Below are 24,445 nucleotides of genomic sequence, written 5' to 3'. Positions count from 1 at the left end.
CATGAAAACCCTTCCCCTGCTGGCAGGCCTCAGCGCCCTTTCCCTTGCGTCCAGCGCCTTTGCCTGGGACTACGTTCTGCTCGACACCGACAAGGCTGCGCAGAACCAGCAGATCACCAGCAAGCAACTGGGCGTCAAGACCGACAAGCCGTTCACCGTTACCCTGCGCACCCTGCATGGCGGTCGCCAGGAAGGCGTGAGCATCATCGATATCGACAATGGCACCATGAAGCTCTCGGTTGTGCCGACGCGCGGCATGAACGTGCTGCAGGCTTCGGTTGGCGATGTGCGCATGGGCTGGGACTCGCCGGTCAAGGATGTGGTCAACCCGGCGTTCATCGAACTCAATGGTCGCGGCGGGCTGGGCTGGCTGGAAGGGTTCAATGAACTGGTTACCCGTTGCGGCTACGAATGGGTCGGCCACCCAGGCATGGACAATGGCGAATTGCTGACCCTGCACGGTCGCGCCGCCAATATCCCGGCCAGCAAGGTGACGCTGCACATTGACGAGAAGCCGCCTTACGCGATCCGCCTCAAGGGCGAACTCAAGGAGCAGGCGTTCAAGAAGGTCGACTTCTCGGTGCAGACCGAACTGGTCACCGAGCCAGGCAGCACCCGCTTCTCGCTGAACGACACGCTCACCAACAACGGCGACTATCCGAAGGAATATCAGGCGCTGTACCACAGCAACTTCAGCACGCCGTTTCTGGAACAGGGCGCGCGCTTCGAAGCGCCGGTCAAGCAGGTGTCGCCGTTCAACGAAAAGGCCAAGGGTGATCTGGGCGACTGGCAGACCTACCGCGGGCCGACTCCGGACTACGACGAAACTGTCTACAACATCGTGCCGTACGGCGATGCCAAGGGCGATACTGTCACTGTGCTGCACAACAAAGCAGGCAGCCTGGGCGTGGCGGTAGGTTTCAATACCCAACAATTGCCAGTGTTCTCTCTGTGGAAAAACACTGACACCAAGGGCCAGGGCTATGTGACGGGTCTGGAGCCTGGCACCAGCTTTTCCTACAACCGCCGCTTCCAGCGTCCGCTGAATCTGGTGCCGACCATTGCGCCGAAGGAGCAGCGCCAGTTCCAGATCAGCTACAGCCTGCTGGCGGACAAGGGCGCCGTCGACAAGGCACTGGGCCAGATCAAGACGATTCAGGACGGCCGAGACACCGAAGTGCGTCAGGAGCCGCTGGTGGACCTGACCAAGGAATGATCGCTCGCGCCTGACACAGGCGGTCATCGTTGCTGCATGACAAGGCCGGATCTCGACGCATTGATGTCGAATCCGGCCTTGTTTCATTCACGTTCAGCATTGCGCACAACACTTGACGTTTTCGTCTGTCTACACCTTCTCACTCCTTCAACGACGAGCACACTCATGAAAATCCTGATGGTTCTGACTTCACATGACCAACTGGGCGACACCGGCAAGAAAACCGGTTTCTGGCTCGAGGAATTCGCGGCGCCCTACTACGTCTTCAAGGACGCCGGCGCCGAAGTCACGCTGGTATCGCCTGCAGGTGGACAGCCACCGCTGGACCCCAAGAGCGATGAGGAAGACGCACAGACCGCCGAAACCCAGCGTTTTCGTGAAGACTCTGCCGCGCAGCAGGCGCTCGCCAATACGGGCCGCCTGGCTGACGTAAAGGCCGACGACTTCGACGCCGTGTTCTACCCGGGCGGCCATGGCCCACTGTGGGACCTGGCGGAAGATCCAAAGTCCATCGCCCTGATCGAAGCCTTCGCCAGGGCCGACAAACCCCACGCGCTGGTTTGCCATGCGCCCGGCGTGCTGCGCAAGGTCCGCGCGGAAAACGGCGAGCCGCTGGTCAAGGGTCGTCGCGTCACCGGCTTCACCAACAGCGAAGAAGAAGGCGTTGGCCTGACCGATGTCGTACCTTTTCTGGTTGAGGACATGCTCAAGGAACTGGGCGGCGACTATTCGAAGACCGATGACTGGGGCGTCCATGTTCTGACCGACGGCAAGCTGGTGACCGGCCAGAACCCGGCCAGTTCGGCTCAGACGGCCAAGGATCTGATTACCCTGCTGAGCTGATCAGACAGATCCGGCACTGCCTGTGCGGTTGCCGGGTCGTCATCACGATAAATCGAATCTTGGGCGCGCCACGTTGACCAATACCCAGAGAGTCCATCTAGTTGGAGGCAGGTCATGAACCAGGAATCAGAACGCGAAGACCTCGATCACAAGCCGGAAAACGCCGGCAAAGTGGGCGAGAAGAACAAGCAGCTCAATGAAAAGGGCGAGCAGCCACGGCCGGCAACCGAGCCTGATCCGCAGAAAGACCGCTGATCAGAGCAGCCCCTGCTCGGCACACACCTTGACCACCTGTTCGCGGAACCAGCCATTGGCTTCGTCCTGATCGGCATGAGCGCTCCACACCATGTCCAGGCTGAAGCCCGGCAGGTCAGGCGGCAGCTCGTAAACCGCTACCCAAGGCTCGTTGCACAACAGTGTCTGGATACGCCGTGGCAGCACCAGAATGAAATTCGTCCCCTCCAGCAACTGCAGAGCTGCCCGGTAACTGTTGGCCCGCGCCACGATGTGACGCTCAAGGCCCTTGGTCTGCAGCCAGCCATCGATCATGTTGGTATCGGACGTCCACGGCGTCGGGTAGACGTGATGCCGTTCGGTAAACGTGTCGAGGTCGATCTGCGCGCTCAGCGGTGCCGACTGGCTGTCCATCACACAGACCAGATCGTCTTCCAGCAGCACTTGGGCAATCAGACTGTCAGGCACCCTGTGAAACCCCGGCCCGAAACACAGTGCCAGATCGAAACGACCGTCGGCGAGCCGCTCGACCGGCAGGTGCCTGTCCAGTTTCTGAACATTGACCGCAACCGAAAAGCCCGCAGCGACGAAGCCGCGCAACAGATGCGGCAGCACCAGCAGCTCAAAGTATTCAGGTGCGCAGACCGTGAAGGTGGTTTGCCCGCTGCTCGGGTCGAACAGGTTCAACCCGTCATGGCAGAGGTTGACCTTGAGCAGTATCTGCTGCACGTGACCGAGCATGGCGATGGCCTTGCGCGTGGGTCGCATGCCGTTGCGGGTGCTGATGAACAGGTCATCCTCGAAGTTGGCCCGCAGCTTCTTGAGGCAGTAGCTGACCGTGGACTGGCTGACATTCAGCGCCTCCGAGACCAGCGTCAGGTTGCGCTGTTCGAAGACCGAGACGAAGATCATCAGGTCCTGCATGTCCAGCTTTCTGAGGGCATTACTGTTGAGCATCGAGTCATCTCGTTGGCACTGCGATCAAGGACCGGATCAGCACCCACAAGATAACATCAAAACGCAATCACGCCGTCTTCCCGTCAGCGATACCGGCATGCCCTGTCGAATCGTGCAGGTGCCGGGCATAGTGCCGTGGATCGAGGCGCACGACCATCAAAAGCATTACGGCGACCAGCCCGATCAACGACCACCACGCGCCTGCAAAACTGCCTGTCATGTCACGGATCACCCCTGCCAGCAACGGCGACAGGCCAGCGATCAGATAACCCACGCCCTGGACGAATGCAGTCAGGCTGCCTGCCTGCTGCGGATCATCGTAATGGTCCATGGACACGATCAGGCTCATGGGGAAAAGACCGCCGATGCCCAGACCCAGCAAGCCGGTCCACAGCAGGCTCAATTGCTGCGGCATCAAGATAAGACCGACGAAGCCCGCCATGATCAACCCCAACAGCGTCGCCAACACCAGACGCTTGTCGCGGCTGCGGTTGGCCAGCGCCGGTGTCACCAGACCCGACACCACTTCCATCAGGGTCATGAAGCCCAACAGCAGTCCGGCGTCCTGCTCGCTCCAGCCATTTTCAAGGTAATACGGTGCCAGCCAGGCCAGCGCGCAGGTGTAGGACGCCGTGCCCAGACCAAAGAAGACGCCCAGCATCCAGGCCCTGGGCATCCGCGAAAACGCATGTTTGCGGGGCGCGGCGGACGATCCGCTGCTCTGGAATGCGTTTCGCTGAAAGGCCCAGAAACACAAGGCCAGCAGCGCCAGCGCAGCCCAGATCGCCAGGCCGAACCGCCAATTACCGCTGAGACTCAGCATCAGTGGGCTGAAGGACGCGGCAATCGCTGCGCCGCCCATGATCGCCGTGACGTACAGCCCCATGCACAACGAAACATTGTCTTTGAAGCGTGACTTGATCAGCGCAGGCATCAACGCCTGGATCATCGCGATACCCAGCCCGGCCAGCACGGCACTGAAAATCAGTTCAACCGCCGAGTCGAGAAACAGCCGGGCCAGGGTCGCTACGCCGATCAGCGCCAGCGAGATCGTGATGGTCCGGTACGAACCGACACGAGCGGCGATGCCCATGCCGACGAACATCGCCAGCCCCATGGCCATGACCGGCAGCATGGTCAGCAGTGACGCCATGCCGAAGCCCAGCGAAATATCCACCCGGATCGCCGACAACAATGGACCGACCGCTGCCATCGAGGGGCGCAGATTCAAGGCCACCAACACGATGGCGACCATCAACCAGACACCTTGAGAAGCTGACCCGCGAGCACCTTGCATATCATTATCATCCTTTCAGAGAAGAGATGATTAGGCCGGGCCGGGTGACAGGCGGCAAATCAAAAAACAGGCAGCCCTATCGATAAATCAGTTCGAACCCTTTGAAACTCAAGCGCTCTGGCGACGGCGACTGCAGGCTGCGCCCTGGCCTTCAAACCTGGCTTCAGACTCGGTTTCAGGGGTGGCGACCTCATCGACGCTCATCCACCAGGTCATGCCGCGGCAGGGATAATCCATGTAGAACGGCTGGCCCATCATGGGTGTGGTGATGGTCACGTTCTGCTCCCAGGCCAGGGCCAGAATCCGGTCGAACGGCTCGTGCCAGGCGTGCATCGACAGGTCGAAGGTGCCGTTGTGGATCGGCAGCAGCCAACGACCACGCAGGTCGAGGTGCGCCTGCAGCGTTTCCTCAGGCTGCATGTGCACCTGAGGCCATTCAACGTTGTAGGCACCGGTTTCCATCAGGGTCAGGTCGAACGGGCCGTATTGCTCGCCAATAGTCTTGAAACCATCGAAGTAACCGCTGTCGCCGCTGAAGAAGATCCGCTGCCGGTCGTTGATCATCACCCAGGACGCCCACAACGTCTGGTTGCTGTCGCGCAAGGTGCGGCCCGAGAAATGCTGGGACGGCGTGGCGACGAATTCAATGCCCTCAACGTCTGTGGACTGCCACCAGTCCAGTTGCCGCACCTTGTGCGTCGGCACACCCCACTCGATCAACGTATCGCCCACGCCCAGCGGCGCGATGAAGTGCTCGGTCTTCGCCATCAACGCCTTGATCGCCATACGGTCCAGGTGATCGTAGTGGTTGTGCGAGAGAACCACTGCGGTGATGGGCGGCAGGTCTTCCAGGCTGATCGGCGGCTGATGAAAGCGTTGCGGCCCGGCCCACTGCACCGGCGACGCCCGCTCGGCAAACACCGGATCGGTCAAAAAGAAGCGGTTGCGCAGTTTCAGCAGAACGGTGGAGTGCCCGAGTCGGTAAACCGTGTTGTCGGGCGCGGCCAGCAGTTGCTGACGGGACAGCGGCTGAACCGGCACCTCGCCTGCCGGACGGGTGTCCTTGGGTTTGTTGAACACCTGATCCCAGAAAATGCCCAGCGTTCGAACGAGGCTGAACGGTTTCATCGGCGCATGATTACGATAACGCCCCTCGTGACGAGACAGGACGGGCAGTGAAGAGACATCCGTTTTCTGGTGGGTCGTGGCCATGGTTTGCTGACTCCCTGGGACAGGTTGAGGCTCAGCCGTGCAAAAGTGGTCTGCGATTACGTTGCAGGATTCTGATGTCAAGCATGTGGCATCGACAACATCGCTTTAAGTGTGTAACAGTGCATTACACTACACGGTGTAGTTTTAAGCTTGCATGATCCTCCGCTACAAGTAAACTGCCGAGTGTAATTTTCTCTAAACGCACGTTTGAAGCGAGCCTATGACAGCCCCCATGCGCCTTACCGATCAGAAACGCGAAGCCATCGTCCTGGCAGCCATTGCCGAGTTCGGTGACCGTGGTTTCGAGGTCACCAGCATGGACCGCATCGCCGCGCGCGCCGAGGTTTCCAAGCGCACAGTCTATAACCACTTTCCCAGCAAGGAAGAGCTCTTTGCCGAGATACTCCAGCGTCTCTGGAGCTGCTCTCCCCCGCAATCAGACGTGGTGTATCACGCCGATGTCGGTCTGCGCGAACAACTGAGGGACCTGCTGTGGGGCAAGATGCGCACGCTTAATGACAGCAGTTTCCTGGACCTCGCCCGGGTCGTGGTCGGTGCAACCATCCATTCCCCCGAGCGTGCTCAGGTCTGGCTCGCGCGCATCAACGAACGTGAGGAAACCTTCAGCGCCTGGATTCGCGCCGCACAGAAGGACGGACGTCTCAAGCCGGTCGATCCGGGCTTTGCCGCCACGCAAATGCACGCACTGCTCAAGTCGTTCGCGTTCTGGCCGCAGGTGACGCTCAGCGCCGCTCTGCTCAGCCCCGAGAAACAGGACGAAGTGGTCGAGTCAGCCCTGAACCTGTTTCTTGGCTGGTACGAGAAGCCGATCGAGTCCTGATGGGCAGCCAAAAGCACCCCGGAGGCTGACATGGTGTATGACCTTCTGATCCGTGATGCGTATGTGATCGACGGCAGCGACGCGCCCGGCTACCGCACCGATGTGGCCATCCATGACGGACGCATCCTGCGCATCGGCGCGCTGCACGACATCTGTGCAGCCGAAGACATCAACGCCCATGGTCTCGTCCTGGCCCCCGGATTCATCGACGTGCACACCCACGACGACACCGTGGTGATTCGCAAGCCAGAGATGCTGCCCAAGATCAGTCAGGGCGTCACCACCGTCATTGTCGGCAATTGTGGCATCAGCGCTTCACCGGTCAGCCTGGCCGGCGATCCTCCCGACCCGATGAACCTGCTCGGTTCAGCCCGCGAATTCGTCTACCCGCGCTTTGCCGATTATCGTGCCGCCGTGCAGGCCGCCCGACCAGCCGTGAATGTTGCCGCTCTGATCGGTCACACGGCCCTGCGCAGCAACCACATGAAGGACCTGCTGCGCACCGCCAGCGCGGTCGAGATCAGCGCCATGCGCGAACAGTTGCGCGACAGCCTTGCAGACGGCGCGCTGGGGCTGTCCACCGGACTGGCTTACGCATCGGCCTTCCACGCCGAGACCGACGAAGTCATGCAACTGGCCGAAGAACTGACGGTGGCCGGCGCGGTTTACACCACGCATCTGCGCAGCGAATTCGAGCCGGTGCTGGAAGCCATGGACGAGGCGTTTCGCATTGGACGTCATGCACAGGTGCCGGTGGTTGTCTCACACCTGAAATGCGCAGGCGCAGGCAATTGGGGCCGCAGTCCACACCTGTTATCCGCGCTGGAAAACGCAGCGTCGAGTCATCCGGTGGGCTGTGACTGTTATCCCTATGCGGCCAGCTCTTCGACGCTGGACCTCAAGCAGGTGACCGATGCGTTCCGGATCACCATCACCTGGTCCACACCGCACCCGGATCAGGGCGGGCGCGACCTGACGGACATCGCCGCCGACTGGAATCTCTCTCTGGAGGAAACCGCACGCCGGTTGCAGCCTGCGGGCGCAGTGTATTACGGGATGGACGAGGCTGATGTGGAACGCATCCTAAGCCATCCGCTGACCATGATCGGCTCTGACGGCCTGCCGGAAGATCCCTTCCCTCATCCGCGTCTGTGGGGTGCGTTTCCCAGGGTGCTGGGGCATTTCAGTCGAGACCGCAAATTGTTCGAGCTGCACACGGCCGTACACAAGATGACCGGGCTTTCGGCCGCGCGCTTCGGGTTGCATCAGCGCGGTTTGATACGTGAAGGCCACTGGGCGGATCTGGTGTTGTTCGACCCGCAGCGCATCAGGGACATCGCCGATTTCAAGGACCCGCAACGCGCCGCCGAGGGCATCGAGCGCGTCTGGGTCAACGGCCGCTTGAGCTACGCCGACGGCGCCGGGCAGACCGAACGATGGGGACAGTTTCTGCCCCGCACCGATTCGGGGGTGGGCGGTTTCAACGCGGGTTGACCACTGGCACAACCGTCAGCCGACGATGATGCCGCTGCACTCGCCGAAGCCGATCGACACCTGCCCCTCGCGATGACAACGCGCACGCAGAATCACTTCGTCGCCGTGTTCCAGAAAGCGTCGTTCCTCGCCATTGGGCAGGGTCACCACCTGTTTCCCGCCTTCAGTCATCTCCAGAAGACTGCCGAACTGTCCCGGCTGCGGGCCGGACAAGGTGCCGGTCCCGAACAGATCACCCGGCTGCAACTTGCAACCATTGACGCTGTGGTGCGCCACCATCTGGGCCACGGTCCAGTACATGTTCAATGAACTGCTCACGGCAAGCCGGTGTGCCTGAGCGCCAGCAGCTTTCATCTTCGCCGTCAGCAACAGGACTTCGAGCTGGATGTCCAGTGCGCCGACCTGCTGATCCGCCTGATCGAGCAGATACGGCAACGGCTGAGGATCGCCTTCGGGACGAGCTGGCTGGGCGCTGCGGAAAGGCTCCAGCGCTTCCGCTGTCACCACCCAGGGAGAAATCGTGGTCGCAAAGCTTTTGGACAGGAAAGGACCCAGCGGCTGGTACTCCCAGGCTTGAATGTCGCGTGCCGACCAGTCATTGAGCAGACAGAAACCGGCGATGTGTTCGCTCGCCTGCCCGATCCCGATGGCCTCGCCCTGCGCATTGCCCGGGCCGATCCAGACGCCCAGCTCCAGCTCGTAATCCAGGCGCTTGCAGGGTCCGAAGGTCGGAGCGTCCTGGCCTGCCGCAAGGGTCTGGCCATTGGGGCGTTTGATCGGTGTGCCCGAGGTGCAGAGTGTCGAAGCCCGGCCGTGATAGCCGATGGGCACGTATTTGTAATTGGGCAGCAGCGGATTGTCGGGCCGGAACAGCTTGCCGACGTTCAGTGCATGATGAATCCCGACATAGAAATCGGTGTAATCGCCCACCCTGGCGGGCAAGTGCATTTGGCAGTCGCTCATCGGCAACAGCAGTTGCCCGGCGTTGGCTTGAGGCGCAGTGGCTTCATCCAGCCAATGCAGCAGCGCTGTGCGCAAGGTGCGACGGGCATCTGCGCCGAGGGCAAAGAAATCGTTGAGCTGATCGCGACTGGCGATTGCGGCAACCTCGGCTGCGGCACCGACGAAAACACCGGCCTGAACGGCAGCCTGCAGATCAAGAATACGGTCGCCGATGGCCACGCCGCCACGCGGCCCGGAGTCGCCGTGGCTGAACACGCCCAGTGGCAGGTTCTGCAAAGGGAAATCAGCGTGGCCATTGGCAGACGCCACCCAACTGCGGCGGTTCAAAGCGGTAGTCATCAGGGCATTTCCTTGTGGAAGGTCTTGGCCATGCCGTTCCAGCAGGCGTCGTAATCGGTCTGTCGTTGCGGACATTCCAGCGCATGGCGACTGGGGCGCAAGACCCTGCCGGTCTCGAACATGAACGCCATGGTGTTCTCGATCTTGTGCGGTTTGAGCTCGGCGGCGGTGGCTTTTTCCGCCGTGACGTTATCGGGTCCGTGCGCGCTCATGCAGTTATGCAGCGAAGCGCCGCCGGGCATGAAGCCTTCGGCCTTGGCGTCGTAGGCACCTTCGATCAGGCCCATGAATTCGTTCATCAGGTTGCGATGAAACCAGGGCGGGCGGAAGGTGTTTTCCGCCACCATCCAGCGTGGCGGAAAGATCACGAAGTCGACGTTGGCCTGACCATGAATGGCGCCTGGCGAGGTCAGCACTGTGAAAATCGACGGATCGGGATGATCGAAGCTGACGGTACCGATGGTATTGAAACGGCGCAGATCATACTTATAGGGCACATTGTTGCCGTGCCAGCCGACCACGTCGAACGGCGAGTGATCCAGTTGCGTGGTCCAGAGTTCGCCGAGAAATTTCTGCACCTGTTCCACGGGTTCGTCGCGCTCCTCGAACCAGGCGACCGGCGCCATGAAGTCCCGTGGATTGGCCAGACCGTTGCTGCCGATAGGCCCAAGATCAGGCAGGCGTAACGCACACCCGTGGTTCTCGCACACATAACCACGCGCATCGCCGTCGAGCAGTTGTATGCTGAACTTCATGCCGCGCGGCAGCACGGCGATTTCCTGCGGCTCGATATCCAGCAGCCCCAGTTCGGTGACCAGTCGCAAGCGACCTTGTTGCGGCACGATCAGCCATTCCCCGTCAGCGCTGAAGAACACTCGCTGCATCGACGCGTTGGCCGCATACACGTACACACTGACGCCTTCGGCCTGCTCTGCCGCCGACGTACTGGCAAGAGCGATCAGGCCGTCGAGGAAGTCGGTGGGTTCAGTCGGAATATCGAACGCATTCCAGCGCAGGCGGTTAGGCGTGATCGCCCCCTGACCGACTCCGGCAATCTGTCGTGTCATGCGTTGATAGGCCGGATGGGCGGCAGACGGTTTGATGCGATAGAGCCAACTGCGTCGCGCTTCATTACGCGCCACAGTGAAGGCCGTGCCGGATAACTGCTCGGCGTACAGGCCCAAAGGGGGCTTCTGTGGCGAGTTCTGTCCGAGGGGCAACGCGCCGGGCAGTGCTTCGCTGCTGAACTGATTGCCGAAGCCGGTTTGATAGACTAATGGCTGTTGCGGGAAGTGGGCAGGCATCTGGACCTCTTGTTGTTATGGGTCAAGCGACTGAAACGTGACTGAAAACACAACTGGAAACGTAAAGCGATTACGCATAACGTAATTTGAGTTTACGGGCCGGTCAAGCTATAAAGCTGCCTTTCCAGACCGGCGTACTCCACATGACCCAAGAGACCGATAGTCCGCCCAACGGACGCCAACAGAAGGTCCAGGCTGCCGAAGTGGGCCTTGGCGTGCTCAAGGCCCTCGCCGAACTCTCACCTGCCACACCGCTGTCAAAACTGGCTGAACACCTGGGCATGCCCGCCGCCAAGGTTCATCGCTACCTGCAGGCGCTGGTCGCCAGCGGCTTTGCCGAACAGGATGCCGTGACCAGCCACTACGGCCTGGGCCGCGAAGCGTTGCAGGTCGGACTGGCGTCACTGGGCAAACTGGATGTGCTTAAAATCGCCGCGCCCTGGCTCGCGAACCTGCGCGACGAACTGAATCAGACCTGCTTTCTGGCGGTGTGGGGCAACAAAGGGCCGACCGTGGTCTACGTTGAGCCGTCAGCGGGTGCGGTGACGCTGGTTACGCAGATCGGGTCGGTACTGCCGTTGCTCAGTTCTTCCACCGGCATGGTGTTCGAAAGCTTTCTGGCAACTGCCGAAACAGCGCCCCTGCGCCAACAGGAAACGCCCCAGCTGAACGCTGCTCAATTGAAGGAAGTCGATCGGCACTTGCAGGAGATCCGCACAGCAGGCGTGCATCAAATCCAGGGTCTGCTGATGCCCGGCATCAACGCGGCTTCCTGCCCGCTGTTTGCCATGGGCAACAAGTTGGTCGGGGTCATCACAGTGGTCGGTCCGGGCTCGATACTGACCGATCAGGCACAAGGTACGGCGGCCGCTCGCCTGCTGGAAACGGCAACGGCCATCAGCAAACGCATGGGCGGCACGATGCCAGGTTGAAGGCAATGCCCGGCGCTGACCGCGCCGGGCAACAACGTCATCAATCGGCGGTCAGTACGCCACGCTTGATCTGGTCCCGCTCGATGGATTCGAACAGCGCCTTGAAGTTGCCTTCACCGAATCCGTCATCACCCTTGCGCTGGATAAACTCGAAGAACACCGGCCCCATCAGGGTTTCAGAGAAAATCTGCAACAGCAGACGACGCTCACCACCGTCGGACGAGCCGTCGAGCAGAATGCCACGGGCTTTCAGCTCGTCCTCGGGTTCACCGTGGTTTGGCAGACGGCCTTGAAGCATCTCGTAATAGGTATCCGGCGGCGCGGTCATGAAGCGCATGCCGATAGCCTTCAGCGCATCCCAGGTCTTGATCAGGTCATCGGTGAAGAACGCCACGTGCTGGATGCCTTCGCCGTTGAACTGCATCAGAAACTCTTCGATCTGTCCCGCGCCCTTGGATGATTCCTCGTTCAGCGGGATGCGGATCATGCCATCGGGCGCGGTCATGGCCTTTGAGGTCAGCCCGGTGTATTCGCCCTTGATGTCGAAGTAGCGAATTTCGCGGAAATTGAACAGCTTCTCGTAGAAATTCGCCCAATACGCCATGCGCCCCCGATAGACGTTGTGCGTAAGGTGATCGATGAATTTCAGGCCCGCGCCGACCGGATGACGGTCCACACCTTCGATAAAGTTGAAGTCGATGTCATAGATCGAAGTGCCTTCGCCAAACCGGTCGATCAGGTACAGCGGCGCACCGCCGATGCCCTTGATCGCCGGCAGACGCAGCTCCATCGGTCCGGTGGCGATTTCCAGCGGCTGCGCGCCAAGTTCCAGCGCGCGGCTGTAGGCCTTCTGCGCATCCTTGACCCGGAACGCCATGCCGCACACCGAAGGGCCATGCTCGGCCGCGAAGTACGACGCGAGGCTGTGCGGCTCGTTGTTGAGAATGATGTTAATAGCGCCCTGGCGATACAGCGTCACATCCTTGGAGCGGTGGGTCGCCACCTTGGTGAAGCCCATGATCTCGAACACAGGTTCGAGGGTGTTGGGGGTCGGCGAGGCAAATTCGATGAATTCAAAGCCCATCAGGCCCATCGGGTTTTCGTAGAGATCAGCCATGTCTGGCTCCTTGCAGGTAAGTGGGTAATCGGAAAAATTGCCGTCACTTTCCTGCGGGTGGCGCACACGGGATCCCTCGCACGCTACGGGCGAGGAAGTCTCCGAAAATCAGTTGCAGTCCAAGAATCTTCATAAGGCCAGCCTACTCCGGCTTGTCCGATTGTGCATCAGGGTGGGCCTGTAAAAAGGCCGGATGCTGCAAGGCTCGCTGCTCCACACGGCGAATCCTGAGCCAGGCGTCGAGGCAGACATTGAAGCGACGCGCCGCATACAACTGGGGCAGCAGGTACACATCGGCGATGCCGGGCGTGTCGCCAAAACAGAAAACATCGCCTTCGATCAGTTGCTCCACCGCATTGAAGCCTTCGCTGATCCAGTGGCCGATCCAGTCCGAAACGACCTGTTCATCATGGCCAAGGCCGCGCAACCGGTTGAGCACCGACACGTTGTGCAACGGGTGGATATCGCACGCGATGATCGCGGCGACCGCACGCTGCCGGGCACGCAGGGTCAGGTCACCGCCCAGCAGGGAGGGCGTCGGATAGCGTTCTTCCAGGTATTCGATAATGGCCGGCGATTGAGTAATCACGTCACTGTCGTCCAGACGCAACGCGGGCACCCTGCCCTGCGGATTGATCGCGCGGTATCCAGGCGTGTGCTGCTCACCGCCGTCGCGAATCAGATTGACCGGGATTACCGCAGGCTCAAGCCCCTTGAGGGCCAGCGCAATGCGCACCCGATAGCTGGACGTCGAACGGTAATAAGTGAAGAGATCCACCGAAGTCACCTGCTGGAACGCACCTGGCGTTGCCTGTTGTTATTGTGTGCGTCTTCGTAATTGATTTACGTAATGCGTAAACTGCGTGATCACTGAACACATGTCAACACACGTCTTTTTCATGTCAGGCCCAGCCCTCCAGCCGCAGCGTCGCACGGACCAGCCTTTGCTCTTCGTTTTCAATCTCGCGCAGGTTGTCGCTGACGCTTTGAATGTGCGCCAGCGCGGCCTTGCGCGCCTGTTCCGGAAGACGACCGGTAACGGCGTTGTACAGGCGGGCATGCTGGCGGTCGATCTGGCGCTTCTGCGGCTCGCGGTGATACAGGTTGTTGACCGAGGCAAACACCGTGTTAAGCAGTAGATCGGTCAGTGAACGCAGGGTCTGCACCAGCACCGGGTTGTGCGAGGCTTCGCAGATGGCCAGATGAAAAGCGTGATCAAGACGCGCATGCTCGCCGGCCGACAGGTCACTGCCTTGCGCGGCGACCAGTGCATCGTAGCTGCGGGTAATCAGCACGAAGTCCGCATCGGTGCCACGCAACGCTGCCAGCCGCGCGGACTCACCTTCCAGCAGGCTGCGCACCTCGAACAGATCGTAAAGCGTGCGCGGTTGCGAGCCGAACAGATGCATAAGCGGCGAGGAGTGCTGATCGGCATCCATCCGCGCGACGAATGACCCCTTGCCTTGCCTCGTTTCAATGATGCCCCGCGCCCGCAACAGTTTGAGACCTTCGCGCAATGCCGTTCGCGACACGCCGAGCTTTTCGGTCAGACGCCGCTCGGAGGGCAGTAACTGCCCGACCTTCAGCACGCCATCGACAATCAGCCGCTCTATCCGCTCGCAGACCACGTCTGCAACCTGGGCGGGTCTTGGGGTGGATTCGTTGTTCATGAGGTCTCCGCTGGATAAACGCTGCCTTTTCTGTAGGAGGCGCGGGCAAGGCAACTGGTATGACCAGTAAAACCGACCGACGAAGCATCCGTTCAAATACAAAATAAGGTGTTGATTTAAAATGACTAAAAAAAAAGCGCCTGAAAACCACTGCTTAAAAACTGGTTCGACCAGCCCGTTTCCTCGTAGACACTACGGCTCACAGCACCAATGATGCAAGTCAACCGCTAGCCCGATAAAAACAATCCTGGGTTGCCTGATGAACATTCTTTACGACGAACGCCTCGACGGTGTGCTGCCTGTTGTGAACAAACAACAGTTGCTGCACGACCTTCAACGACAGTTACCCGATCTGGACATTCTGCACCGCGCCGAAGAGCTGCGACCCTACGAATGTGACGGGCTGTCCGCCTACCGCACTACGCCGTTGATGGTGGTGTTGCCGCGCCATATCGAAGAGGTCCAGACGCTGCTCAGGATGTGCCACGAACGGCGCGTGCCTGTGGTCGCTCGCGGCGCTGGAACCGGGCTGTCGGGCGGCGCATTGCCGCTGGAACAAGGGGTGCTGCTGGTGATGGCGCGCTTCAACCGGATTCTGGAGATCAACCCCGCGGCACGCCTGGCCCGCGTTCAGCCTGGCGTGCGCAATCTGGCCATTTCCCAGGCCGCAGCGCCACATGGCCTGTATTACGCGCCCGACCCTTCTTCGCAGATTGCCTGTTCCATTGGCGGCAACGTGGCTGAAAACGCCGGCGGCGTGCATTGCCTCAAGTACGGCCTGACCGTGCATAACCTGCTCAAGATCGAGATTCTGACCGTCGAAGGCGAGTACATGACGCTGGGCAGCGAAGCGCTGGATTCCCCCGGCTTCGACCTGCTGGCTCTGTTCACCGGCTCCGAAGGCATGCTCGGCGTCATCACCGAAATCACCGTCAAACTGTTGCCCAGGCCGCAAGTCGCCAAGGTGCTGCTGGCAGCGTTTGATTCGGTGGAAAAAGCCGGACGTGCGGTGGGCGATATCATCGCTGCGGGGATCATTCCCGGCGGTCTGGAAATGATGGATAACCTGGCGATCCGCGCTGCTGAAGACTTCATCCATGCGGGCTACCCGGTGGAAGCAGAAGCGATTCTGTTATGCGAACTGGATGGCGTCGAAGCCGACGTTCACGATGATTGCGAGCGTGTGCGCCAGGTGTTGACGCAGGCGGGTGCCACAGAAGTGCGTCAGGCAAAGGACGAAGCTGAACGCGTGCGCTTCTGGGCCGGCCGCAAGAATGCCTTTCCGGCAGTCGGCCGCCTGTCGCCGGACTATTACTGCATGGACGGCACCATTCCACGTCGGGAACTGCCCGGCGTGTTGCGGGGTATTACCGAGCTGTCCCAGCACTACGGCCTGCGCGTCGCCAACGTGTTTCACGCCGGTGACGGCAACATGCACCCGTTGATTCTGTTCGATGCCAATCAGCCGGGCGAGCTGGAGCGTGCCGAGGAACTGGGCGGCAGGATTCTCGAATTGTGCGTCAAGGTTGGCGGCAGTATCACGGGGGAGCACGGCGTGGGCCGGGAAAAAATCAACCAGATGTGCGCGCAGTTCAACAGCGACGAACTGACCTTGTTTCACGCCATCAAGGCCGCCTTCGATGCCAGCGGTCTGCTCAACCCCGGCAAGAACATCCCGACGCTGCACCGCTGTGCTGAATTCGGCGCCATGCACGTGCATGCAGGACAACTGCCCTTCCCCGATCTGGAGCGCTTCTGATGATTGCACAGGACAGAGACGCCAGTGCCGCCCTGCTCGATCAGGTCAATCAGGCCTTGCAAGACGCCACGCCACTGCGCATTCAGGGCGGTAACAGCAAGGCGTTTCTCGGCCGCGAAGTGTCAGGCAACGTGCTGGACACGCGTGCTCACTCGGGCATCGTGAGTTACGACCCGACCGAACTGGTCATCACCGCGCGTGCCGGTACGCCGTTGAACGAGCTGATGCAGACACTTGAAGATGCAGGTCAGATGCTGCCCTGTGAGCCGCCAACCTTCGGCGACGCCACGCTGGGCGGCATGGTCGCCGCCGGGCTGTCGGGGCCGCGCCGCCCGTGGAGCGGATCGGTGCGCGATTTCGTGCTGGGCACCCGTGTGATTACCGGTCACGGCAAGCACCTGCGGTTCGGCGGCGAAGTGATGAAGAATGTGGCGGGCTATGACGTCTCGCGCTTGATGGCGGGCAGTATGGGGTGTCTGGGTGTACTGACCGAAGTGTCGCTCAAGGTGCTGCCAAGGCCGCGCCTGTGCAGCAGTATTGCGCTGGAGATGGACAGTGCCCGCGCGCTGACGAGCCTGACGCAATGGGGCCAGCAGCCGATGCCGATCAGTGCCGCCAGCCATGACGGAAAAATACTGCGTCTGCGCCTTGAAGGTGGCGAAGGCTCGGTGGCCGCTGCCCACGACAGACTGGGGGGCGAAAAGCTGGAGCCGACGTACTGGCAAGCACTCAATGAGCAGCGTCTGCCGTTCTTTGCCGATCCGCGGCCGCTGTGGCGCATCTGCGTACCGGCCGATACCGGCGTACTGAATCTGCCGGGCGAGCAGCTCATCGACTGGGCCGGGGCGCAGCGCTGGCTGAAATCCGACGCCAGCGGTGAGACCATTCGCAGCATGGCAACGGCGGTCGGCGGGCATGTCACCTGTTACGCGCCAGGCCACCATGACAGTCCTTTCCAGCCGCTGGTCACGCCGTTGCTGCGCTATCACCATCAACTCAAGAACCGGCTTGATCCGCAAGGAATCTTCAACCCCGGCCGACTGTACGCGGAGCTCTGACCATGCAGACCACCTTGAGCGAACAGGCCCGACAACTGCCCCGCGCTGAAGAAGCCGAACGTATTCTGCGCAGTTGCGTGCACTGCGGTTTCTGCAACGCCACCTGCCCGACCTACCAGTTGCTGGGTGATGAGCTGGACGGTCCGCGTGGCAGGATCTATCTGATCAAACAGGTGCTGGAGGGCAATGAAGTCACCGAGAAAACTCAACTGCACCTGGACCGCTGCCTGAGCTGTCGCAACTGCGAGACCACCTGCCCGTCGGGCGTCGATTATCACAACCTGCTGGACATCGGTCGCGCTGTCGTCGATGCCGCGGTGCCACGTCCGCTGGGTCAGCGGCTGTTGCGTGAAGGGTTGCGAAACGTCGTGCCCAACGCGAGTCTGTTCAAAACGCTGACCCGCATGGGCACCACGTTTCGCCCGCTGCTGCCGGGCACGCTGAAAGACAAACTGCCGACCGACATCAACCCGGCAGGCGTACGCCCGGTCACTCGCCACGCACGCCAGGTGTTGATGCTGGAAGGCTGCGTGCAACCGGCGCTGTCGCCCAACACCAACGCGGCCACCGCTCGCGTGCTGGACCGTCTCGGCATCAGCGTCACTCCGGTCCGCGAAGCGGGTTGCTGCGGCGCGGTGGATTATCACCTCAACGCGCAGGAAGCCGGACTGGATCGTGCCCGGCGCAACATCGACGCGTGGTGGCCAGCCATCGAGGGTGGCGCACAGAGCATTGTCCAGACGGCGAGTGGCTGCGGGGCATTCGTCAAGGATTACGGCCATTTGCTGCGCCACGACCCGGCTTACGCCGATAAGGCTGCGCGGGTCAGTGCGAAGGCCCGTGATCTGGTCGAAGTGCTGCGTGACGAACCTCTGGAAACGCTGGCCATCAAAACCGACACGCGGCTGGCGTTCCATTGCCCCTGTACCTTGCAGCACGCGCAAAAGCTGGGTGGCGAAGTCGAACGGGTATTGACTCGTCTAGGCTTCAACCTGACGGCTGTGCCGGATGGTCATTTGTGCTGCGGCTCGGCAGGCACCTATTCAGTCACACAACCGGTCCTGGCCCGCCAGTTGCGCGACAACCGGATGAATGCGCTGGAGAGTGGCAAACCACAGGTCATCGCCACCGCGAACATCGGCTGCCAGACCCATCTGGCGAGCGCCCATCGAACACCGGTACGGCACTGGATCGAGCTGATCGACCAGGCGCTGAACGGTACGCACTGATTATTTCGACCCATTTTTCTCAGGAGCTCTCATGAAAATCAAAACCGTATTGACCCAGAACGAAGTCAGCCAGATGCTCATCGCCGCCCGCAACGAGGCGCAGGCCAACGGCTGGGCCGTAGCGATTGCGATTGTCGATGATGGCGGCCATCTGTTGGCCTTCGAGCGCCTGGACGATGCCTCAGCGATCAGCAGCTACATCTCCATCGAAAAAGCCCGTACATCGGCGTTGGGCAAACGCGAATCCAAGGGCTATGAAGACATGGTCAACGGTGGCCGCACGGCATTTCTCAGCGCCCCGTTGCTGACCTCGCTGGAAGGCGGTGTGCCGGTGATTGTCGATGGCCAGGTGATCGGCGCAGTCGGCGTATCCGGCGTAAAGGCCGAGCAGGATGCCCAGGTCGCCAAGGCAGGTATCGCGGCGCTGAATGCGGATTGAGGGGCCCGACACTTTTACAGATCATGCCAACGCGGAGCATTGGCACGATCAGAACCTTAACCAGGAACCTTCCCCATGACCGACTTCATCAAATGCCAACGCCTCAAGGTGGCCGTCAACCTGCAACGTTTCGTCGATGAAGAAGTCCTGCCCGGCACCGGCCTGGACCCGGAAACGTTCTGGGACAGTTTCGATGCGCTGGTGCACGAACTGGCCCCGCGCAACCGCGAGTTGCTGGCCGAGCGTGCGCGCTTGCAGGACGAACTCGACACTTGGCACAAAAAGCATCCCGGCCCGATCAGCGACATGCCCGCCTATCGCGAGTTTCTGAAATCGATCGGTTATCTGCGTGCGGTCCCCGAGCGGGTCAGCGCGACGACCTCCAATGTCGATCTGGAAATCAGCGAACAGGCCGGCCCGCAACTGGTGGTTCCTGCCAGCAATGCGCGTTACGCGCTCAATGCCGCCAATGCCCGCTGGGGATCGCTGTACGATGCGCTCTACGGCACCGACGCAATCTCCACCGCCAACGGTGCCGAAATCAGCGCAGGCTACAACCCGCTGCGCGGTGCCAAGGTGATCGTCTTCGCCCGCGAACTGCTCGACACCAGCGCGCCGCTTGCCAAGGGCAGTCACGTCGATGCCCGTCGCTATCACATCGAAGACAGCCAGTTGCACATCACACTGGCCAATGGCACCCGAACCACGCTGCAGCAACCGGAAAAATATGTGGGTTTTCAAGGCGAGCCCGACAAGCCTGACGCCATTCTGCTCAAGAACAATGGCCTGCACATCGAGATCCAGATCGACCCACGCCACCCGGTCGGCAGCAGCGATGTGGCGGGCATCAAAGACCTGCTCCTGGAGTCGGCGCTGTCCACCATCATCGACTGCGAAGATTCGGTGGCCGCCGTGGATGCCGACGACAAGATACAGGTGTACCGCAACTGGCTGGGCCTGATGAAAGGCGACCTTGCCGCCACTCTCGATAAGGGTGGCAAACCGGTGACGCGCACCCTCAATCCCGATCGCACCTACACGGCGGCCAAGGGCGGCGAACTCAAGCTGCGCGGCCGTTCGTTACTGTTCATTCGCAATGTCGGCCATTTGATGACCAACCCGGCGATTGTCGACCACGACGGAAACGAGATCCCCGAGGGCATTCTGGACGGCGTGATGACCAGCCTGATTGCGCTTCACGACCTGAAACGACGCGGCAATTCCCGCGCGGGCAGCATTTACATCGTCAAACCGAAAATGCACGGCCCGGACGAGGTCGCGTTCGCCGATCAGCTGTTCAGCCGTATCGAGGACCTGCTCAAACTGCCTCGCCACACTGTGAAGATGGGCATCATGGACGAAGAGCGGCGCACCAGCGTCAACCTCAAGGCATGCATCGAAGCGGCTTCGGCACGGGTAGCGTTCATCAACACCGGCTTTCTGGACCGCACCGGCGATGAAATCCACAGCGCCATGCAGGCAGGTCCCGTGCTGCGCAAGGGCGAGATGAAAAACACGCCGTGGATCAAGGCGTATGAGCGCAGCAACGTATTGGTGGGCCTGGCCTGCGGGCTGCGTGGACGGGCGCAGATCGGCAAGGGCATGTGGGCGATGCCGGACCGGATGGCCGACATGCTGGAGCAGAAAATCGGCCATCCGCAATCAGGCGCCACAACGGCCTGGGTGCCATCGCCGACTGCCGCTACCCTGCACGCCCTGCACTATCATCGGGTCGATGTGCGCGCCGTTCAGCAGACGCTTGAACAGCAGAATCCGGAGGATGTCAGGGAACAGTTGCTCGACGACCTGCTTACCATCCCGGTGGTCGCCGATCCGCAATGGACCCAGGAGCAGATTCGCGAGGAGCTGGAGAACAATGCCCAGGGTCTGCTGGGCTACGTGGTCCGCTGGGTGGAACAGGGCGTGGGCTGTTCCAAAGTGCCGGACATTCACAATGTGGGGTTGATGGAAGATCGCGCGACGCTGCGCATCTCCAGTCAGCACATGGCCAACTGGCTGTTGCACAAGGTGGTCGATGCCGAATACGTGCAAAGCGTGCTGGAGCGAATGGCCAAGGTGGTGGACAAGCAGAACGCCGGGGACTCGCATTACCAGGCCATGGCGAAGGACTTCAAGCACTCGTCCGCATTCAGGACCGCCTGCGATCTGGTGTTCAAAGGCTGCGAGCAGCCTGCCGGGTACACCGAGCCTCTGCTGCACGAGTCCAGACTGGCATTCAAGAACCGCAGGCAGCAGTAGATCACCCGCACTGCCGTGCCGAATATTTCTCTGGCCCGTGCGCGGTGCCTGGAGAAACATTCGGCGTTTGTCTGAAGGAAGGTATTCGAAACACTGGTGGCGGCGAGATCGGTGCAGGCAATGCTACAGCTTGTAGATGGAGATCCAGTTCATGTCGGTATGAGTGCTGTAAAGATGAGTACCTGCCCTGTTCAGCACCGAGCCTCCCATGGACGGAAAGAAGGCGACGCAACTGACCGTTCCCTTGACCGTGTCGATTCTGTACACGTCGAAGTTGCAGGTATAAACCGCGTACACGTAACGGTCATCCGGCGTGATGCCGATGATGGTGACCGGGTAGCCCTGCGCGCCGATTTTCTCGCGGTAGAACATTCTGCATGTGGTCGCGTCGACCACGTACACCTCGTCAATGCCACCGACGTACAAATGGGCTCCACTCGAACTGATTGCCAGTGATCTGGGGTCGGTGAAGCCGGGAATGTCGTGCTGCAGATAATTGATCGTGCCGATGGCGCAGATGGCTGTCGTGCCGATGCCGTCCGCCAGTGCCGAGGCGTATATACGGTCGTTCCCGGGACTGACCCCTAATACCAGCGACGCATTGGACAGGGTGCCCAGATCGAAATCGTTGACGACGCTGTAGTGTTGCGTCTCGATCTGGCGGATCATCCCTTCCAGCGCGTACTGGAACGACAGGTAAATGAACCGGCCGTCCGGGCTGCAGACAATCCTGTTGACGCTGCTGGAAGGAATGACCCGGATCACCTCGTGCGTGAGTGTGCTGATCACAAAGCACTTGTTGTAGCCCGCCGTATAGAGCCGCCTGCCGTCGGGACTGAGGGTGATATCGCCCGCCCCTGCCCCTTTGATACTACTCACCACACTCGATGTCCCGACATCAACCACGCTGATTTCTCTACCGTTTTCATGAGACACATAAAGCGTCTTTTCATCGGGGCTGACGACAATTTCCTTGGGCACGAAACCCAGCGGAATAATGCCCGTCAGCCATGCAAGGTCCAGCGGTACTCCTGCGCCGTCCGGATCTGCCATGTGGGTAAAAGCGTTTACGTCCTGAGATGCTTTTTTGTGCATGTCACTCACCTGTGAATAGGTCTCGCGAGACCGCCACGATGGGGGAAAGATAAGAAGGTATGGCCCCATCAACAAACGATGCGGCAATTGCACTTATGCCACTCGGATCCAAAAACCTCAGGTCATTGAATACTGGCCGAGACGGGTTGGGTACTGACAGAAATGACAGTTTGAGGCGGGCCAAACGTGGTGGCAAAAAGAGCTTTCAGAGGGTGAAACGCAACGCTGTCGGGGGCTGGAGCCGTCGCGGTGCAGGCATGTGCAGGTGGCTCACCATTGGTCAGCAACCTGCTCGACGCTGAATCACGAACTTTCGCGCAGCACCAGTTCGAACCCGAGGTCAACCCTGGCCTGCTGGGGTACGCCGTCGAGCAAACCCAGCAGCAACTGTGCGGCGCGCTGGCCGACTTCCTGTCGCGGGGTGCGAATGGACGTCAGGCGCGGCACCATGTGTGCCGAGCCCGGCAGGTCATTGAAACCCACCAGCGAGACCCGTTGCGGAATAGCGACGCCGAGGCGCAAGGCTTCCAGCGAAGCGCCCTGCGCCAGGTCGTCATTGCAGAAAAAAATACCGTCCACATCAGGGTGTTCATCCAGCAGCCGGGCGAACAGTTCGCCACCCAGGCCAATGGACGACGGCAGCGGTGTCGTGACTTGCAGTTGCGCGTCGAAACGGCCAGCGTCTTCCAGAACCTGACGAAAGCCCGCACCGCGCTGCAGTACCCGTGTGTCGAGCTGGGCCGCCACGTACGCGAGCCGCGTTCTTCCCCGGCCGAGCAAATGAAGGGCTGCCTGCGCGCCCGCCTGTTCCTGGGAAAAGCCGACACTGTAGGCGCCCTGACGAGGATCCAGCTCCATCATGTGCACACAGGGAATGCCACTGGTTTCCAACATCTGATGCGTCGCCGGCGTGCGGTCGAAGCCGGTGAGCAGAATGCCCCGCGGCCGGTTGACCAGATGGTTGCGCAGCAGCGTTTCCTCTTCCTCCGGGGAATAGTGATAGTTGCCGATCACCACATCCAGACCACGAGGGCGCAACACATCCTGAATGGCCTCCAGCGTCTCGATGAACAGCTGGTTCGACAGCGATGGCACCAGCACCACGACCGTCTGGCTGCAGGACGACGCCAGTGCCCGTGCTGCGGGGTTGGCGACATAGCCCAGGCTCTGGGCCGCCGCGCGGACCTTTTCAACCAGTTCCGGCGCAACGGTCGCGACGCCACGCAACGCACGGGACGCGGTAATAGGGGAAACCGCGGCAAGGCGGGCAACTTCATTGAGGGTCGGACGGCCGGTAGAGCGGGAACCAATGCGTATCATGCGTTGCCAACTAACATAGGGGTTGCCAAATGTGTCGAATGCCCCATAAGGTAGCGCTGTCTCATGGACCGTGACAACGCTTTATCGCTGGTTTCACATTTGCCGCCCGCGCCGGGTTGCCACGGAGAACAGCCTCCGATGTGTATTGTTGAACCCAAAACAACGACAAGAACTGGAACAGCCACGGCTGGACATGATGTCCACCGAACAAAGACAGCGCTGTCTCCAGATGAGGTGCCTACTGTGACAACTGCGAATACTGCTATTTCGGCCCTTGTGGTGATGGGTGTATCGGGCTGCGGCAAAAGCGCCGTGGGCGCCGAAATTGCGCTCAAGAGCGGAGGTCGCCTCATCGAAGGTGATGCCTTCCACCCACCCGCCAACATCAAGAAGATGAGCGCCGGAACGCCCCTCAACGACGACGACCGTGCCGGCTGGCTCACCCGCCTGGGCGAAGAAATGGTCGCCGCGCTCGCCCGAGGCGAACACCCTGTCCTGACCTGCTCGTCCCTCAAGCTGATTTACCGTCAGCGTCTGCGTGACGCCGTTCCGGGGCTGGGTTTTGTTTTTCTGGAACTGACCAAGGAACTGGCTGCCGAACGTTGCTCGCACCGTCCGGGGCATTTCATGCCCGCCAGTCTGGTCGACAGCCAGTTTGCAACGCTCGAGCCTCCGTACGGTGAACCTCTCACCCTGGTAGTCGATGCCACCCAATCCATCGAAGAGATTGGCACGCAAGCGGCAGCCTGGTGGAAAGATTCCCACGCCTGATAAAGGCGTGAGTGCAAAAGACAGCGCTGTCTTGCACACACGAAGCACGGATGGCGCTGGCAGTAGCTGGTAGCACCCTAGAATAATAACCGGAGA

General features: G+C 60.7%; 22 protein-coding genes. 12 read left to right on the top strand and 10 right to left on the bottom strand.

Translation table 11 applies throughout. The annotated features are described in order from the left end of the window. Position 1 precedes the first annotated feature (1 nt). The 3 genes from JTJ32_RS04115 to JTJ32_RS04105 all read left to right on the top strand — a co-directional run bounded on the left by JTJ32_RS04115 (position 2) and on the right by JTJ32_RS04105 (position 2,314). Entirely contained in the window at positions 2 to 1,216 is a 1,215-nt protein-coding gene (locus JTJ32_RS04115; protein WP_099228417.1) for an aldose 1-epimerase family protein, read from the top strand. Between the two features lie 165 nt (positions 1,217 to 1,381). Beyond that, positions 1,382 to 2,059, top strand: a complete 678-nt coding sequence (locus tag JTJ32_RS04110; RefSeq protein WP_099228416.1) for a type 1 glutamine amidotransferase domain-containing protein — start codon at positions 1,382 to 1,384, stop codon at positions 2,057 to 2,059. A gap of 114 nt (positions 2,060 to 2,173) precedes the next feature. Then, positions 2,174 to 2,314, top strand: coding sequence for a hypothetical protein (locus JTJ32_RS04105; RefSeq protein ID WP_099228415.1), 141 nt, complete (start codon positions 2,174 to 2,176; stop codon positions 2,312 to 2,314). Here the strand turns inward: JTJ32_RS04105 and JTJ32_RS04100 are convergent, their stop codons facing one another. From JTJ32_RS04100 to JTJ32_RS04090, 3 genes are all read right to left on the bottom strand, one after another. Continuing rightward, complete coding sequence (locus JTJ32_RS04100; protein WP_099228414.1) at positions 2,315 to 3,250, bottom strand: LysR family transcriptional regulator; 936 nt, start codon at positions 3,248 to 3,250, stop codon at positions 2,315 to 2,317. Between the two features lie 67 nt (positions 3,251 to 3,317). After that, positions 3,318 to 4,547 carry a cyanate transporter gene (locus tag JTJ32_RS04095; protein ID WP_210041008.1) on the bottom strand — a complete coding sequence of 410 codons (1,230 nt, stop codon included), beginning with the start codon at positions 4,545 to 4,547 and terminating at the stop codon, positions 3,318 to 3,320. Positions 4,548 to 4,655: 108 nt separating this feature from the next. Then, the gene (locus JTJ32_RS04090) at positions 4,656 to 5,759 is read right to left on the bottom strand and encodes an MBL fold metallo-hydrolase (RefSeq protein ID WP_210041006.1); all 1,104 of its coding nucleotides are present in this window, start codon (positions 5,757 to 5,759) and stop codon (positions 4,656 to 4,658) included. A gap of 220 nt (positions 5,760 to 5,979) precedes the next feature. On the opposite strand from JTJ32_RS04090, the gene JTJ32_RS04085 reads away from it, so the two are divergent. Beyond that, positions 5,980 to 6,600, top strand: a complete 621-nt coding sequence (locus tag JTJ32_RS04085; RefSeq protein WP_184319904.1) for a TetR/AcrR family transcriptional regulator — start codon at positions 5,980 to 5,982, stop codon at positions 6,598 to 6,600. Between the two features lie 30 nt (positions 6,601 to 6,630). Further along, a complete protein-coding gene (locus JTJ32_RS04080; protein WP_184319901.1) occupies positions 6,631 to 8,094 on the top strand; it encodes an N-acyl-D-amino-acid deacylase family protein in 1,464 nt (487 codons plus the stop codon). A 15-nt stretch (positions 8,095 to 8,109) separates the two neighbouring features. On the opposite strand, the gene fahA is transcribed toward JTJ32_RS04080, so the two are convergent. After that, positions 8,110 to 9,396, bottom strand: a complete 1,287-nt coding sequence (gene fahA / locus JTJ32_RS04075) for a fumarylacetoacetase (RefSeq protein WP_099228409.1) — start codon at positions 9,394 to 9,396, stop codon at positions 8,110 to 8,112. After that, complete coding sequence (gene hmgA / locus JTJ32_RS04070; RefSeq protein ID WP_099228408.1) at positions 9,396 to 10,700, bottom strand: homogentisate 1,2-dioxygenase; 1,305 nt, start codon at positions 10,698 to 10,700, stop codon at positions 9,396 to 9,398. The genes fahA and hmgA overlap by 1 nt, the downstream gene beginning before the upstream one ends. A 143-nt stretch (positions 10,701 to 10,843) precedes the next feature. On the opposite strand from hmgA, the gene JTJ32_RS04065 reads away from it, so the two are divergent. Beyond that, positions 10,844 to 11,632 carry an IclR family transcriptional regulator gene (locus JTJ32_RS04065; protein WP_210041004.1) on the top strand — a complete coding sequence of 263 codons (789 nt, stop codon included), beginning with the start codon at positions 10,844 to 10,846 and terminating at the stop codon, positions 11,630 to 11,632. 40 nt (positions 11,633 to 11,672) lie between these two features. Here JTJ32_RS04065 and hppD read toward each other — a convergent pair whose 3' ends face one another. The 3 genes from hppD to glcC all read right to left on the bottom strand — a co-directional run bounded on the left by hppD (position 11,673) and on the right by glcC (position 14,419). Beyond that, positions 11,673 to 12,749 (bottom strand): 4-hydroxyphenylpyruvate dioxygenase, encoded by a 1,077-nt coding sequence (hppD, locus tag JTJ32_RS04060; RefSeq protein WP_184319889.1) that lies wholly within the window; start codon positions 12,747 to 12,749, stop codon positions 11,673 to 11,675. 142 nt (positions 12,750 to 12,891) lie between these two features. Further along, entirely contained in the window at positions 12,892 to 13,527 is a 636-nt protein-coding gene (gene maiA / locus JTJ32_RS04055; RefSeq protein ID WP_210041002.1) for a maleylacetoacetate isomerase, read from the bottom strand. Between the two features lie 124 nt (positions 13,528 to 13,651). Then, positions 13,652 to 14,419 (bottom strand): transcriptional regulator GlcC, encoded by a 768-nt coding sequence (gene glcC, locus JTJ32_RS04050; RefSeq protein WP_099228404.1) that lies wholly within the window; start codon positions 14,417 to 14,419, stop codon positions 13,652 to 13,654. 259 nt (positions 14,420 to 14,678) lie between these two features. Here glcC and glcD point away from each other — a divergent pair, with 259 nt between their 5' ends. The 5 genes from glcD (at position 14,679) to JTJ32_RS04025 (ending at position 21,163) form a co-directional block, all read left to right on the top strand. Further along, entirely contained in the window at positions 14,679 to 16,178 is a 1,500-nt protein-coding gene (gene glcD / locus JTJ32_RS04045) for a glycolate oxidase subunit GlcD (RefSeq protein ID WP_210041000.1), read from the top strand. Next, positions 16,178 to 17,236 (top strand): glycolate oxidase subunit GlcE, encoded by a 1,059-nt coding sequence (glcE, locus tag JTJ32_RS04040; protein ID WP_210040998.1) that lies wholly within the window; start codon positions 16,178 to 16,180, stop codon positions 17,234 to 17,236. The genes glcD and glcE overlap by 1 nt, the downstream gene beginning before the upstream one ends. Before the next feature lie 2 nt (positions 17,237 to 17,238). Then, positions 17,239 to 18,465 carry a glycolate oxidase subunit GlcF gene (gene glcF, locus JTJ32_RS04035; protein ID WP_210040996.1) on the top strand — a complete coding sequence of 409 codons (1,227 nt, stop codon included), beginning with the start codon at positions 17,239 to 17,241 and terminating at the stop codon, positions 18,463 to 18,465. 31 nt (positions 18,466 to 18,496) lie between these two features. After that, positions 18,497 to 18,904 carry a heme-binding protein gene (locus JTJ32_RS04030; protein ID WP_210040994.1) on the top strand — a complete coding sequence of 136 codons (408 nt, stop codon included), beginning with the start codon at positions 18,497 to 18,499 and terminating at the stop codon, positions 18,902 to 18,904. A gap of 75 nt (positions 18,905 to 18,979) precedes the next feature. Next, positions 18,980 to 21,163: a malate synthase G gene (locus JTJ32_RS04025; RefSeq protein ID WP_210040992.1), complete on the top strand. Its 2,184-nt coding sequence runs from the start codon at positions 18,980 to 18,982 to the stop codon at positions 21,161 to 21,163. A gap of 123 nt (positions 21,164 to 21,286) precedes the next feature. Here JTJ32_RS04025 and JTJ32_RS04020 read toward each other — a convergent pair whose 3' ends face one another. Together JTJ32_RS04020 and gntR are read right to left on the bottom strand one after the other, a co-directional pair. Continuing rightward, entirely contained in the window at positions 21,287 to 22,258 is a 972-nt protein-coding gene (locus JTJ32_RS04020) for a YncE family protein (RefSeq protein WP_408004560.1), read from the bottom strand. 303 nt (positions 22,259 to 22,561) lie between these two features. Then, complete coding sequence (gene gntR / locus JTJ32_RS04015; RefSeq protein WP_210040990.1) at positions 22,562 to 23,578, bottom strand: HTH-type transcriptional regulator GntR; 1,017 nt, start codon at positions 23,576 to 23,578, stop codon at positions 22,562 to 22,564. Between the two features lie 282 nt (positions 23,579 to 23,860). Between gntR and JTJ32_RS04010 the strand changes: the two genes are divergently transcribed. Next, positions 23,861 to 24,349 carry a gluconokinase gene (locus tag JTJ32_RS04010; RefSeq protein WP_099228532.1) on the top strand — a complete coding sequence of 163 codons (489 nt, stop codon included), beginning with the start codon at positions 23,861 to 23,863 and terminating at the stop codon, positions 24,347 to 24,349. The last annotated feature ends 96 nt before the right edge of the window (positions 24,350 to 24,445 follow it).

It is taken from the genome of Pseudomonas alliivorans (assembly GCF_017826695.1).
GTDB lineage: Bacteria > Pseudomonadota > Gammaproteobacteria > Pseudomonadales > Pseudomonadaceae > Aquipseudomonas > Aquipseudomonas alliivorans.
This window is presented reverse-complemented; position numbering and strand designations above follow the sequence as displayed.

What these genes read in the sequence shown, in the direction of transcription:
- JTJ32_RS04115 (WP_099228417.1), top strand. Translation starts at nt 2, where the DNA reads ATGAAAACCCTTCCCCTGCTGGCAGGCCTCAGCGCCCTTTCCCTTGCG.
- JTJ32_RS04110 (WP_099228416.1), top strand. Translation starts at nt 1,382, where the DNA reads ATGAAAATCCTGATGGTTCTGACTTCACATGACCAACTGGGCGACACC.
- JTJ32_RS04105 (WP_099228415.1), top strand. Translation starts at nt 2,174, where the DNA reads ATGAACCAGGAATCAGAACGCGAAGACCTCGATCACAAGCCGGAAAAC.
- JTJ32_RS04100 (WP_099228414.1), bottom strand. Translation starts at nt 3,250, where the DNA reads ATGCTCAACAGTAATGCCCTCAGAAAGCTGGACATGCAGGACCTGATG.
- JTJ32_RS04095 (WP_210041008.1), bottom strand. Translation starts at nt 4,547, where the DNA reads ATGCAAGGTGCTCGCGGGTCAGCTTCTCAAGGTGTCTGGTTGATGGTC.
- JTJ32_RS04090 (WP_210041006.1), bottom strand. Translation starts at nt 5,759, where the DNA reads ATGGCCACGACCCACCAGAAAACGGATGTCTCTTCACTGCCCGTCCTG.
- JTJ32_RS04085 (WP_184319904.1), top strand. Translation starts at nt 5,980, where the DNA reads ATGACAGCCCCCATGCGCCTTACCGATCAGAAACGCGAAGCCATCGTC.
- JTJ32_RS04080 (WP_184319901.1), top strand. Translation starts at nt 6,631, where the DNA reads ATGGTGTATGACCTTCTGATCCGTGATGCGTATGTGATCGACGGCAGC.
- fahA (WP_099228409.1), bottom strand. Translation starts at nt 9,396, where the DNA reads ATGACTACCGCTTTGAACCGCCGCAGTTGGGTGGCGTCTGCCAATGGC.
- hmgA (WP_099228408.1), bottom strand. Translation starts at nt 10,700, where the DNA reads ATGCCTGCCCACTTCCCGCAACAGCCATTAGTCTATCAAACCGGCTTC.
- JTJ32_RS04065 (WP_210041004.1), top strand. Translation starts at nt 10,844, where the DNA reads ATGACCCAAGAGACCGATAGTCCGCCCAACGGACGCCAACAGAAGGTC.
- hppD (WP_184319889.1), bottom strand. Translation starts at nt 12,749, where the DNA reads ATGGCTGATCTCTACGAAAACCCGATGGGCCTGATGGGCTTTGAATTC.
- glcC (WP_099228404.1), bottom strand. Translation starts at nt 14,419, where the DNA reads ATGAACAACGAATCCACCCCAAGACCCGCCCAGGTTGCAGACGTGGTC.
- glcD (WP_210041000.1), top strand. Translation starts at nt 14,679, where the DNA reads ATGAACATTCTTTACGACGAACGCCTCGACGGTGTGCTGCCTGTTGTG.
- glcE (WP_210040998.1), top strand. Translation starts at nt 16,178, where the DNA reads ATGATTGCACAGGACAGAGACGCCAGTGCCGCCCTGCTCGATCAGGTC.
- glcF (WP_210040996.1), top strand. Translation starts at nt 17,239, where the DNA reads ATGCAGACCACCTTGAGCGAACAGGCCCGACAACTGCCCCGCGCTGAA.
- JTJ32_RS04030 (WP_210040994.1), top strand. Translation starts at nt 18,497, where the DNA reads ATGAAAATCAAAACCGTATTGACCCAGAACGAAGTCAGCCAGATGCTC.
- JTJ32_RS04025 (WP_210040992.1), top strand. Translation starts at nt 18,980, where the DNA reads ATGACCGACTTCATCAAATGCCAACGCCTCAAGGTGGCCGTCAACCTG.
- JTJ32_RS04020 (WP_408004560.1), bottom strand. Translation starts at nt 22,258, where the DNA reads ATGCACAAAAAAGCATCTCAGGACGTAAACGCTTTTACCCACATGGCA.
- gntR (WP_210040990.1), bottom strand. Translation starts at nt 23,578, where the DNA reads ATGATACGCATTGGTTCCCGCTCTACCGGCCGTCCGACCCTCAATGAA.
- JTJ32_RS04010 (WP_099228532.1), top strand. Translation starts at nt 23,861, where the DNA reads ATGGGTGTATCGGGCTGCGGCAAAAGCGCCGTGGGCGCCGAAATTGCG.